Genomic DNA, 13,072 nt, shown 5'->3' with positions numbered 1-13,072 from the left:
GATGAAGGTGGTTGAAGTGGCTAGCGGACACGGCAATATTCCGGAAGAGGTTATCGAAAGCGTGCTTGCGCGTCATGATATAGTCGATACAGTCGGTAAGGTTGTTCATTTGTCCAAGCAGGGGAAATATTTATGGGGCCTCTGCCCGTTCCATTCGGAGAAAACCCCTTCCTTTACTGTTACCCCCGACCGGGGAGTATTTCATTGCTTTGGCTGCGGTATGGGTGGAAATGCCATCAAATTTAGGATGGAAATCGAAGGATTAACCTTCCCCGAAGCTGTCAGAATAATGGCTGAAGAAAGTGATATTCCCGTTCCAGAAGGTAAGGGAGGTATGATGTCTCCTCCTGATCCGGAACGCGACCGGTTGATTCAAGCTTATGAATGGTCGGCAAAGTTCTATCATTACTTGCTGAAGAACACGGAACACGGCAAAGCCGCTATGGACTATTTAAGAGGCCGGAACTTCAGTGATAAAATGATTGATCAGTTTCAGATCGGATATGCTCCGGACCGCTGGGATACTTTGCTGCAGTTTTTGGAGAAACGAAATTTTGATCTTGCGGAAATGGAGAAAGGCGGACTTCTGTCAGCCCGCGGTGAGGGCAAAGGCTATTTGGATCGTTTCCGTGGCCGGATTATCTTTCCGATTGCCAACCGTACAGGCAAGGTAATCGCATTCGCCGGAAGAATACTTGGAGAGGGTCAACCTAAGTATTTAAATTCTCCGGAGAGTAGGTTGTTTAACAAAAGCCGGATATTGTACAATTTGCACCAGTCCAAAGCATCCATTCGCAAAACTCGACAAATCGTCCTGTTTGAAGGATACGGAGATGTCATCTCATCCTGGGAAGCGGGTGTGCATAACGGCGTAGCAACGATGGGAACGTCCTTGACGGAGGGTCATGTGGCACTGATGAAAAGCCTGGCTGATGAAATTATACTGTCTTACGACGGTGACCGGGCGGGACAAGCAGCAGCCATGAAGGCCATTCCGATGCTTGAAGGCAGCGGCCTGCGTGTAAAGATCGCCTTACTGCCAAGCGGGGTGGATCCGGATGAATTTATCTCCAAGCATGGAGGAGAAAGATTTAAAGATCAGGTTATTGATTCAGCAGTTTCATCCATAAAATTTAAGCTTATATATCTGAAAAAAAACCATATACTCCTAGAGGAAGATGGCAAAATCGCCTATGTCAAGGAAGCCTTAGAAGTTATTGCTTCACTGCATTCCTCAACAGAGCGAGAGGTTTATCTGAAGGAAATCGCTGCTGAACTCGAACTTTCCTATGATAGTTTGAAGCAGGATTGTAATTTACTTAGGGCATCGATGCAAAAAAACATCCCTGAAGGGGATAATAACGACAAAAGGTGGAATAATGGTAGGCATAAAAAAGGGCAGGTGCAGACACCGACCTTACTACCCGCTTATCATGTCGCGGAACGGCGTCTATTGTCCTTTATGATTCAGGACCCGGAAGCCGCCACGTATGTAGGCGAACGCCTCGGAGAAGATTTCAACATCGTTGATCATGCGGCAATTGCTGCTTATCTATATGCCTATTACGCGCAAGGCAAACCACCCGGCATTAGTCGGTTTCTATCATCACTTCAGGATGATCGTCTGGAGAAAACTGCGACATCAATATCCATGATGGATACCCCTCCGGACTGGAATATGCAGGTTCTAGATGATTGTATCCGTGAAGTGCGGAAATACCCACTGCAACGCAAAATGGAACAGAAGCGTGAAGAGATGATTCAGGCTGAAAAGTCAGGTGACTTTTTGCGTGCGGCACAAATAGCAAGTGAGATTATAGCCCTAGAGAGACAATGACATGTTGACAGGATGTACCTAGGGAGGAGGGAGTCGAATTATGGCGAACGATCAGCATACTGAATTGGAAGCAGAATTTACTTTGGATCAGGTTAAGGATCAGCTCATTGAGCAAGGTAAGAAAAGATCATCATTAAATTACAAAGATATTATGGAGAAATTATCGCCGTTTGATCAAGACCCCGAGCAAATGGAGGAGTTCTACGAGCAACTCAGTGATTTGGGAATTGAGGTTGTAAACGAGAACGATGAAGAGGTTAACAGCCTCCGACCAAGTGAGGATAATGAGGATAAAGACAGCGATGATTTCAGCTTTGATGACGATCTGTCGCTGCCACCAGGGATCAAGATTAATGACCCTGTCCGTATGTATCTAAAAGAAATCGGACGCGTTCCTTTGTTGTCGGCTGACGATGAAGTTGAGCTTGCTATGCGGATTAAGAATGGCGATGAAGAAGCTAAACGCCGTCTTGCAGAAGCGAACCTGCGTCTCGTAGTAAGTATCGCGAAACGTTATGTCGGACGCGGTATGCTGTTCCTGGATCTGATTCAGGAAGGTAATATGGGTCTGATCAAAGCAGTAGAGAAATTTGACCATAACAAGGGATTCAAATTTAGTACGTATGCGACTTGGTGGATTCGCCAGGCCATCACTCGTGCGATTGCGGATCAGGCGCGTACCATTCGTATTCCTGTACACATGGTGGAAACGATCAACAAGCTGATTCGGGTTTCTCGCCAATTGCTGCAAGAACTGGGACGCGAACCTTCCCCAGAGGAAATTGCGGCTGAGATGGAACTGACGGTGGAGAAAGTTAGAGAGATCATGAAGATTGCCCAAGAACCTGTATCCTTGGAAACACCAATTGGTGAAGAAGATGACTCTCATCTAGGAGACTTCATTGAGGATCAGGAAGCATTGGCTCCTGCGGATGCAGCGGCTTATGAACTCCTGAAGGAACAACTGGAGGATGTGCTGGACACGCTCACGGAGCGTGAAGAGAATGTACTTCGTCTGCGTTTTGGCCTTGATGATGGACGGACAAGAACGCTTGAAGAAGTCGGCAAGGTGTTTGGTGTTACCCGGGAACGGATCCGCCAGATCGAAGCCAAGGCATTGCGCAAACTTCGTCACCCTAGCCGCAGTAAACGGCTTAAGGATTTCCTTGAATAGTATTTCATGAACTGGACCTTCTGCTGCTCAGTGGCAGGAGGTTCTTTTATTTGAATTTACGCTGGTAAAAAATGTGTTGACCTTGTGTATCTGGAAAGAAGGATGAGCCAGTGAATTTGGAAAAACGCGACATCATTATAAAAGAGATTCAGTATTGGAGAAAAAGCCGGTTGCTGCCAGAGCAGTATTGCGATTTCTTAACCAATCTGTATGACGATGAGGATGCGAATAAGGATAACAATCCAATTTCGCTGAGAAATTTACAGCAGGGAAGCATCAAAATTTGCCTGTTTTCTTTTGGAATTATTTCCTTGATTTTCTTGATTAGTCTTTATTTTAGCGTTTTTCCCTGGCCTTTGCAACTTGCAACCGCACTATCTGTATTAATTATTTGTTATGGATACTCCGCCGTTTATAAGGACCGGAACAATGTTATCAGTCTTATCCTAGCGGGGCTGGGCAGTGTTTTAACGCTTGGTTTTGGGCTATGGCTGATTGATTTGCATGATCTGGATCCTCAGCTCTGGAGGCCTATTCTAATTGGGTGCTGCGGCTTGTTATGGTGTATTTTGGGATTTTTACTCCGGATAGGTTTGTTGCAGTACTGTGGTTTTGCTTTTTGGGCATTACTGTATGCAGGGTTCTTCGGTGGAAGAAGCCCGGAGGCCTCTATATTTGAACTGGAGTTCCTATGGCTGCCATTGTGTGTGCTGATGGTATGGTTAAGCTGGCTTTTGCATCATAAGGTAAGAGGTGTTGCCAGTGTTTATTTTGCAGTGGGAGTATCGCTTTGGATCATGCCAGAGCTTGACGCTCTTTTATTAAGACAGGATTATCCGCAGTGGATTTCATTGATGCTGATCCTAAAGATTGCAGCAGGGTTAGCTTTGTTGTTTGGGTTTCGAAAAAAATGGATAACGTGGGTGGCAACATGAACAATGTGAAATTATCAGATCGGCTTCAGCAATTGCTGGAGCAAATTCCGCAAGGAAGCAGATTAGCAGATATCGGTTCCGATCATGCCTTGCTTCCTGTGGCCGCTGTCGAAAGCGGTAAGGCTGTGTTTGCAATTGCAGGTGAAGTAAACCCGGGTCCCTTTGATGCTGCTTGTAAGGGCGTTGCAGAGGCTGGACTAGGGAAGGTGATCTCGGTGCGCCGTGGAGATGGCCTTGAGGTTCTGGAACCTGGTGAAGTCAATTGTATCACGATTGCTGGCATGGGAGGCGCATTAATTGCCGCGATTCTGGACCGGGGTCAAAGCCAAGGTAAGCTAAAAGAGGTTACAACCCTTTTGCTTCAACCGAATGTAGGCGAGGATATTTTGCGCCGCTGGTTATTAAATAATAAATGGGTACTCGTAGCTGAGAGAATTTTGGAAGAAGACGGGAAGCTATATGAAGTATTGACGGCTGTACCAGAAAATACGGAAGCTGGAATTACAAATGAAAGTGTATATCGTGAATTAACCTTGGGGGATTCCGCTAAAGTCCTTGGGCAAGAGGCCTTGCTTCAAATGGGACCATGGCTGCTTCAAGCGCCAAATACTGTGTTTTTTGCTAAGTGGCAGGGTGAGATTCAGAAATTGGAAGGCATTTTAACATCGTTGTCACGTTCAGAACTAGAATCTGCTGAGAATAAACGGAAACAGATTCAAGGTCAGATCAGGGAAATTACGGAGGTGCTACAATGTTTGCCAAGGGACAAACAGTAATTCAGTATATGGAGCAACTGGCTCCTAAGCATTTAGCTGAGGATTGGGATAAAATTGGTCTTCAACTGGGCACGCTGCAAAAAGAAATCACTAATGTATTAGTTGCTTTAGATGTGAATGATGAGGTAGTTGAAGAAGCGATTCGTCTAGGCTGCAATTTGATTATTGCGCATCATGCGATTATTTTCCGTCCATTGCAAGGAATCCAGACAGACACACCGGCGGGCAAAATGTATGAAAAATTAATTAAGAATGACATTGCGGTGTACATCAGCCACACGAATCTGGATGTCACCGAAGGTGGAATGAATGATTGGATGGCTGAAGCTCTTGGCATAGAAAACGGAGTACCCATCAAAGACATTCACTCCGAGCAATTATCAAAGCTGGTAGTATTTGTGCCGAAGGATCATCATCAGAAGGTTCTGGATGCTATTCTGAATGCTGGAGCAGGGGCAATTGGCAACTATAGTCATTGCAGCTTCAATATCGAGGGATACGGTACTTTTATTCCAGGAGAAGGCACGGATCCTTATATCGGGGAAAAAGGTAAGATGGAACGTGCCGAGGAAATTCGTATTGAGACGATCGTCCCGCACTCCATCCGCAATAAAGTGGTGCAGGCTATGCTTAAGGCCCATCCTTATGAAGAGGTTGCCTATGATTTGTACTCAATGGATCTTAAAGGCCGCAGCTTAGGACTTGGGCGGGTAGGAAAGCTCAAAGAGCCTACAACCCTTGGACAATTCGTGGAGACGGTAAAAAAAGGCCTGAAGGTAGACCATGTACGGGTTGTTGGTGATTTGGACCGTCCGATTCGTAAAGCTGCCGTTCTCGGCGGCTCGGGTGGAAAGTATTATAACAGTGCTATTTTCCGCGGTGCGGATGTCCTGGTTACTGGGGATCTGGATTATCATACAGTTCAGGATGCTGCGCTCGCCGGAATCACTCTGATTGATCCAGGACATAATGCGGAGAAGATCATGAAAGAGAAAGTAGCGGAGTGGATGGCTGGAAAATTGGCCGAGCATAAGTATGATACAGCTGTCCATGCTTCGCAGGTGAATACGGAGCCATTTAAGTTCCTATAAAATTGCCATTTAATAATGCTTGTGCCAGACATGTGATGTCTGTATAATATATAATGTTGTTCGGAAAGTTTGACAGACAATCGCCGGTGACGTGAAGACGTCACGGGAGGAAAGTCCGGGCTCCATAAGGCAGGATGCTGGATAACGTCCAGTCGGCGCGAGCTGAAGGATAGTGCCACAGAAATGGACCGCCGATGGCCGCCTTAGGGCGGCACAGGCAAGGATGGAACCGAGGTGTAAGAGACCCCGAGGAACGCTGGTGACTTCGTTCCTGGTAAACCCCATCTGGAGCAAGACCTAATGAGACGCAGCTGAATAAGCAGCCTTAGCCTGAGGCGCGTCTAGGTTGGTCGCTGGAGCTGTGCAGTAATGTATGGCCTAGATAGATGATTGTCGCTTATGGTGGGAGGGTAGTTCCCGATCGAACCACGACGAGCACAGAACCCGGCTTACGGCAAACTTTCCTAACTGCAACGTTATAATAACAACACCATACAAACGGCGACGTATCCCGGTAACCCGGCTTACGCCGCCTTTTTTGTTGCAAACAAATGCGGATACGGCAAATATATAAAGCAGTAAATGCGATAACATGCAGGGATTTGGAACGTGATATGCAGAAATTAGACTTTTTAGAAGCATTGCTAGCGGCTGATGGGCTGATGAGCTGATGACTGATGAGCAGATGGCTGGTGGTTGATGGTTGATGGTTGATGGTTTGATGAGCTGATATGCTAACGGACCGAGATGCAGCTATTTGTGTATTTTATGCCTTTTTGGAGGAGTTTCGGACTGGAGAGCCGTTATTCGGCATAAACAGGGTGGATATCGGGCGTTTTGAATCCAATAGTGACTATGGAGTCCGATAGCAAATCAAATGAGTGGAATTGATGCAAATAAGAGCGCTGGGGTCCGATACGAACCTCCAGAACTCCAGAACTCCAGAACTCCAGAACTCAGAACTCTAGAACTCCAGAACTCAGAACTCAGAACTCCAGAACTCAGAACTCTAGAACTCCAGAACTCAGAACTCTAAAACTCCAGAACTCAGAACTCAGAACTCCAGAATTCAGAACTCCAGAACTCCAGAACTCAGAACTCTAGAACTCCAGAACTCAGAACTCTAAAACTCCAGAACTCAGAACTCAGAACTCCAGAATTCAGAACTCCCGAACTCCCGAACTCCCGAACTCCCGAACTCTATGGTTATTTTGACGCCAGAATTAGATTAGTAGCTAGCAAACTGTAACAATGCGGAGCTTGGCTAATCTTCTGCGGGAAGATTGGAGTTAGTAACAAAATATCAATTGTAACCTCTGGCTGTAACTTCGCTGTGAAATCGGAGTTAATTGAGTGGTAGATGTGTTGAGTAACTAGAGGATAATTGGTGATGCGGAAAGCGAAATGTGGGAAATGGGACATATGACGTGCAAATTTGCTGAATGCGAAATGAGATGTGTAGAAATGCGAATGTGGAAATACGAAATAAGCTGTACAGAGGCGCTGAATAATGGCAATTCGAAATGTGAAGAGCAAAAATTGCTGAATGTGAAATGTGAAAATACGAAATGAGCTATGTAGTGCCACAAAAGTAAAAATACAAAAATGAGATTTGCAGAAATGCGTAAAGGTAATATTCTGCAAATACGCAAAAGTGAAAGCTCAAAAATCTGCTCACAAAAAACGGCTTCCCCGTCCAATAAAGGATGGAGAAGCCGTTTTATTTAGCCATTGTGGCTATTGATTACGAGCAGTTGTTCACGACCGAATGATGTTTTGATTTTGCTGCCATTGAACCAATGCTTTCTCTAGACGCTGGACAGCAACAGGAACTTGCTGTGGTGGCGTGTGTGTGAAGTTAAGGCGCATTTTGTTTTTGTGAGGCTCCGCTGAATAGAATACCTCTCCGGGTACGAACGCTACTCCGTTTTCCACTGCCAGCGGGAGTAATTCCTTAGTATTGATCTCTTCGGAAAGGGTAAGCCATAGGAACATGCCGCCTCTTGGCTCGAGGAAATGTGCTCCTTTCCAGTTATGTGATCTGAGTTCCGCGGACAGGAGCTTCATACGCGAATGATACTCTCTTGAGATGAGGCGGATATGCTGCTCAATATCAAAATGCAACAGCAGTTCATCTAAAGCACGCTGGTCGATGGTGCTGGAATGCAGATCAGCTGCTTGCTTTGCCTTGGCGATGGTCTTGATTAGTTCGGAATCGCCGATAATCCAGCCGGTGCGTAGGGCAGGGGCGACGATCTTGGAGAAGGTCCCTGTGTAGACTACACAATGATCCCCGCCGAAGCTTCTATCGATGGAGGCTAATGAGGGTGGATATAGAGTTTTATCTTCATCAAAGGTTATTTCTCCATAGGGATTGTCCTCTAGAATAAGAACACCGTAACGGCGGCAGATTTCAACCACCTTCTCGCGGCGTTCTTTACTCCATGTTGCTCCAGACGGATTGTTGAAGGTCGGAACTGCGTATAGCAGTTTTGGCCGATGTATCCGAATCTGCTCTTCCAACTGATCCGGCAGAATGCCATGTTCATCATTTGGTATCGAATGAATAGCAGCCCGGTAAGAACCGAGCACTTGTAGTGCTGCCAGATAGGTGGGCGCTTCCACAAAAACTGCATCGCCGGGATCCAGCAATATTTTGCATAACAGATCTATAGCTTGCTGTGAGCCTGTAGTCAATACCATCTCAGAGGCTGTAACCGGGATGCCTTGCCGGGTAAGCCTTTCAGCAATTTTGTCACGTAGTGGAGTAAAACCCTCGGTAAGCCCATATTGAAGCGCTGAGGTGTCGCTGGAGAGCACGCGATTATAGGCATCACGTACGGCCTCCAAGGGAAACAAATCCTCCCCAGGCAGCCCGCCTGCAAGTGAAATGATGTCATTGCCCTGTGTAACTTTTAGAATCTCCCGAACTGCTGATGATCCTAGATGATTGGCTGCCGTTGAGTATTTGATATCCATAAATTAGTTCTCCACCTTTCGATTTGATGCTATCATAATAGGAGTGCTGTATAACAGTAAAGCGTTGAATATAACAGTGGAGGTGAAGGGTTCATGCATATCGATTTGAATCGCAGCGGCAGTAAAACTCTGCCCCATCAAATCAGTGAAACCCTCAGTCAGCGGATCTCATCAGGACTGCTTCAGCAAGGTGTCCGGCTGCCCTCCGTTAGAAGTCTAGCTATAACATTGAACGTGAGTCAGGTTACAGTAAGCAAGGCTTACGATATGCTTGAGAAACGAGGACTTATATACTGCAGACAGGGCAAAGGCTGCTTTGTGGCCGATCCAACCCATAATAGACGTCAAGAAGAGGGTTGCTGGCAGGATTTATATGATGATTATTTGCCGAGGGCTCAGCTTTGGCGGAATTTTGATGTTTCAGAAGTGAAATATCCCTTTCATTTAGCCGCCATCCACAGTGAGCTGCTGCCACTTCAAGATATTGGTGACACCTACGCATCCTTGGTCAAAGAGCAACCGGAGCTTATGGCAACCTACGGGAATTTTCAGGGAGATCTTGAGCTGCGGAATGTCATGAGAGAACATTTGAAATCGCGTGGGATTTCGCTAACTTCTTCCGATTTGATGATAACCAGCGGGACCCAGCAAGGCATTGATCTGGTGGCTCGTACATTTGTTGGTCCTGGAGATACAGTCTATCTTGAGGCGCCTAGCTATACTGGTGCTATTGATGTTTTTGCGGGACGAGGTGCAGAGATGATTTTTGTGCCTACGGATAGTGAAGGGATGCGAGTGGATGTTCTTACAAAAATGTGTGATCAAAGACCTCCAAAGCTAATTTATACCATCCCTACTTTTCAAAATCCAAGCGGCGTAACTATGAGCATCACAAGAAGACAACGACTGCTGGAATTAGCGCGCAGCTACCGTTGCCTCATTGTTGAGGATGACCCATTTAGTGATTTATATTTCCATGCACCACCACCTAGGGCGATTAAATCAATGGATCCCGATGGACATGTAGTCTATATGAAAAGCTTTAGCAAAGTACTTGCACCTGGTTGCCGAATCGCCTGTGTGGCTGCAGAAGGAAATATTCTGTCCCGGCTGATCGCCGCTAAATCTGCGAGTGATCTAGGAAGTCCCTTGCTGACACAGAAGGCCGTATTACCCTTCATCGCTGAAAAATACGACGCCTACGCAGCACAGCTACGAATAACACTCCGTGGTCGTATGGAAAAGGCGGCGAAGCTTCTGAAGCTGTACGCTCCGCCTGGAGTGAACTATATTCTACCAGAGGGAGGACTTAATCTCTGGCTGGAGCTGCCCCCTTCTCCTGATATCGCAAGCCTGCATGACTTGGCGGAGCAGGAGAGCATTTCTTTTTTACCCGGTGATGTCTGTTACTCTGCGGAAACGCCTTCCCGCCACATCCGTCTTTGCTATTCGCAAATGAAGGAATCGGAAATGGAGGAAGGGTTACAGCGGTTTCTGCGCTTACTTGGCCGGTTTTTGCAATGACACGGTTATGGGGTGTTATTTGTTCTTTGTTTTAATTGATTCATTTGCTGGCGTACATGTTGAGGAAAAAGCTGCAATGGAACTTGATTGCCGCTTGCCGCTTGTAGCGTTTTATAAATATCGACCTGACCCCAGCCAAAGTATTTATCATGGCCGGAAGTTCCCAGATCAACAGCGTTTTTGGTCATAAGGTCCATAACTTCCTTATTCGTCAGATTAGGATTCAGTGAACGTACCAGACCCGCCAGCGCAGCGACATGGGGACTGGCCATCGACGTGCCGGATAAAGCGGCATACTGGCTGTCCGGATAGGTGCTTGCGATGCTTTCTCCGGGTGCAGCGACATCAATATAATCGCCGTAGTTGGAGAAGGAGGCTTTTTCCCCTGAAGCATTTGTAGCAGCCACTGCAATCACTTCGGGATAAGCTGCAGGGTATCCAGGCCGTTCTGTATTATCATTGCCTGCTGCAGACACAAGCACGATGTCCCGGTCATAGGCGTATTTAATCGCATCATGGAGGAACTGCGAGTCGGCATAATTCCCTAAACTTAAGTTAATAACCTTTGCGCCATTGTCAGCTGCCCATATGATACCTTCTGCTACGGAATAAGTCGTTCCGGCACCTGAGTTATCTAGCGCTTTTACAGGGAGGATCTTATTGTACCAGCTGATGCCAGCTACACCTTCCCCGTTGTTAACAAGTGCGCCAATGATTCCAGATACATGTGTACCGTGACCTACATCATCCTCGGGTGTGGAACCATTGGTAATGGCATTGTAACCAGTCAAAAGCTTACCTTGTAAATCAGGATGATTAATCTGTACTCCCGTATCGACTACGGCTACAACCACTTCTTTGCTGCCTTTGGAAAGATTCCAACCTAGCTCAGTTTCAATCGCCGGGAGGTTCCATTGGTAAGTGGAGAATAACATGTCGTTAGGTGTGACAGTTCCTTCAGCGTTTTTAGTGATGGTATCATTGGTTAAATACATATAGTGAGGTTCCGTATACTCGGGATGCCATTTGTTGGTGAAATAGGATTTCAGCTGATAATAGGTCATCTTCTCAGAGCGAAAGATATAGGCATATCCCAGCTTGCGTGGCTGCTTGCAGTGGATATCGGCGGTTATCGTCTGGAGCTGTCCCTGAGTCGGAGCATTTCCCTTAAAACGGACTACAATTTCATTCTCATAAAAATGGCTGGCATTTTCGTTATCATGGCCGGTCTTGACTGTAATGTCCTTTAAGTTATCGGTATGGACTGATTCCACATGGTATTTGCCTTCCTTAGGATACGGAATGAGACGCAGGTTCTTCAGCTGATGGTCTGCCACACGCCCAAGCACCTTTTGGTTAATAAGAGCAATAATCCCTACATTTTTCTCTTTGTTCCGCTGAGCGATAAAGTAATATTTTTCTTTACCGATTGTAAACGTTGGAGATTCATAGGATTGATGACCGTGGATTGCTGATTTTGCCGTATTGAGATATTTTAGAAGCTGTTTGTTCTCCTGTTCGGTTCCTTTTGGAAAAGACGACTTAAAGGTCTCAGTCTTTTGTGTGCGGAAATCGATCCACATCAGCATGGAGATAAACCCGTGGTCTTGCTGCAATCGTTTCGCATACACTGATTTATCATGAAGCGAAGACATCCCGTCTGTTTCAGACAGGAGTTTAGTTAAGTGTCTACTGACATCGACTCTATTCAGATGATCTGTCGCCTCCACATCCTGGCTTAAGGAGGTTTTCTTTAATGTTTTTTCCTGAGAGGGATTTGGAGGTGAATGCAAAGCTGAAGTTGGAGCCGGATTCTGAACAGCGACTTTTGCGACATCTCTGGTCGTCCCATTAGTGGCAGGGCGCAGGGCAAAGGTAAGTAACCCAACTGTAAAAGCTGCTGTAACCAAACCTGCAACTGTTAGATTTTTTCGTGACATGATTTCCGCTCCTCTATGCAATGTAATGTCTATAGGTTTAGAAGAGAGCGTATCTTTTATGCATCTTAGAAAAGGATACCTTCCTAACGTTTTTTATGATAATATCAGAGAGAATAAGTATCTCGAATTGTCTTCTTGATTTTGTAAGAGATACCTCATTAGATGTTGTTCTTAATAATTGTTCAGAAGGTTAGACTTCTCTGTGTTCACATCCTGATATTGCAAGAATAAAGAGATACGTCTTTAGGGCGGTTTCTTTCAGAGGATTAACTTTATTGACTACAAGAGCAGGGAATAATAAGGAGGAGCAACCGCTATGTCAGCAGCCAATGTGCAGAAATTATGTGAATCGACGAGAGATAAACTTAAAGTGGTAATCGACAAAATGGAAGTATTTCTAAATGAGCATGCATTGCCTCAGCTTGTAGTTGAGGGAGATGAGGAAACCGTACAATTTTACCAAGGTTTTCTGTCCGATCTTCGTCACCTATTAGTGTTCTCGGAAATGTCATATGAGAAATTAGGCGTTGCGCTGCGTCGTGCGACATTCGATGAATCTTTTGCACAGAAAGCGCTTTATAATGTATATCACTATGGTGTGAACAACTTCTTTTATCCGAAAAATGAAAGTTATTCTGAAGATGGCCGTTACGCCTATACAGGTCAGGATGCAATCCGTTTCCGCAAAAAGCCAGTACGTCCCGCACGTGATATCATCCTAGAAATCACCAAAACGTATGAAGATCTTCGCGATGATCTCATTTATTATGAGAACGACTATTTGACCGAGAAACGTATGCAAAATCAGGTTTAACT

At 45.7% G+C, this 13,072-nt stretch carries 9 protein-coding genes and 1 other RNA gene; 8 read left to right on the top strand and 2 right to left on the bottom strand.

The window, feature by feature from the left end:
- The first annotated feature begins 16 nt into the window (after positions 1–16).
- The 6 genes from dnaG (at position 17) to rnpB (ending at position 6,280) form a co-directional block, all read left to right on the top strand.
- Complete coding sequence (dnaG, locus tag MHB37_RS24565) at positions 17–1,837, top strand: DNA primase (protein ID WP_036683805.1); 1,821 nt, start codon at positions 17–19, stop codon at positions 1,835–1,837.
- Positions 1,838–1,877: 40 nt separating this feature from the next.
- A complete protein-coding gene (rpoD, locus tag MHB37_RS24560; protein ID WP_036683799.1) occupies positions 1,878–3,011 on the top strand; it encodes an RNA polymerase sigma factor RpoD in 1,134 nt (377 codons plus the stop codon).
- Positions 3,012–3,121: 110 nt separating this feature from the next.
- Positions 3,122–3,946 carry a hypothetical protein gene (locus MHB37_RS24555; RefSeq protein ID WP_405168629.1) on the top strand — a complete coding sequence of 275 codons (825 nt, stop codon included), beginning with the start codon at positions 3,122–3,124 and terminating at the stop codon, positions 3,944–3,946.
- Between the two features lie 5 nt (positions 3,947–3,951).
- Positions 3,952–4,722 carry a class I SAM-dependent methyltransferase gene (locus MHB37_RS24550; protein WP_340921549.1) on the top strand — a complete coding sequence of 257 codons (771 nt, stop codon included), beginning with the start codon at positions 3,952–3,954 and terminating at the stop codon, positions 4,720–4,722.
- Positions 4,698–5,813 (top strand): Nif3-like dinuclear metal center hexameric protein, encoded by a 1,116-nt coding sequence (locus MHB37_RS24545; protein WP_076098536.1) that lies wholly within the window; start codon positions 4,698–4,700, stop codon positions 5,811–5,813. The genes MHB37_RS24550 and MHB37_RS24545 overlap by 25 nt, the downstream gene beginning before the upstream one ends.
- Positions 5,814–5,877: 64 nt before the next feature.
- Positions 5,878–6,280: RNase P RNA component class A (gene rnpB, locus MHB37_RS24540), an RNA gene on the top strand.
- 1,291 nt (positions 6,281–7,571) lie between these two features.
- On the opposite strand, the gene MHB37_RS24535 is transcribed toward rnpB, so the two are convergent.
- On the bottom strand, positions 7,572–8,792 hold the full coding sequence (locus MHB37_RS24535; protein ID WP_076129013.1) for a PLP-dependent aminotransferase family protein: 1,221 nt from the start codon (positions 8,790–8,792) through the stop codon (positions 7,572–7,574).
- A 93-nt stretch (positions 8,793–8,885) separates the two neighbouring features.
- Here MHB37_RS24535 and MHB37_RS24530 point away from each other — a divergent pair, with 93 nt between their 5' ends.
- The gene (locus tag MHB37_RS24530; RefSeq protein ID WP_248549389.1) at positions 8,886–10,316 is read left to right on the top strand and encodes a PLP-dependent aminotransferase family protein; all 1,431 of its coding nucleotides are present in this window, start codon (positions 8,886–8,888) and stop codon (positions 10,314–10,316) included.
- Between the two features lie 5 nt (positions 10,317–10,321).
- Here MHB37_RS24530 and MHB37_RS24525 read toward each other — a convergent pair whose 3' ends face one another.
- On the bottom strand, positions 10,322–12,256 hold the full coding sequence (locus MHB37_RS24525) for a S8 family peptidase (RefSeq protein WP_076306390.1): 1,935 nt from the start codon (positions 12,254–12,256) through the stop codon (positions 10,322–10,324).
- A gap of 316 nt (positions 12,257–12,572) precedes the next feature.
- On the opposite strand from MHB37_RS24525, the gene MHB37_RS24520 reads away from it, so the two are divergent.
- On the top strand, positions 12,573–13,070 hold the full coding sequence (locus MHB37_RS24520; RefSeq protein WP_036683764.1) for a YpuI family protein: 498 nt from the start codon (positions 12,573–12,575) through the stop codon (positions 13,068–13,070).
- Positions 13,071–13,072: the final 2 nt, after the last annotated feature.

The sequence above is a fragment of the Paenibacillus sp. FSL H3-0286 genome, assembly GCF_045040705.1.
Lineage (GTDB): Bacteria > Bacillota > Bacilli > Paenibacillales > Paenibacillaceae > Paenibacillus_AQ > Paenibacillus_AQ odorifer.
The sequence above is the reverse complement of the archived record's forward strand: the minus strand, read 5'-3'. Positions and strand labels throughout refer to the sequence as shown.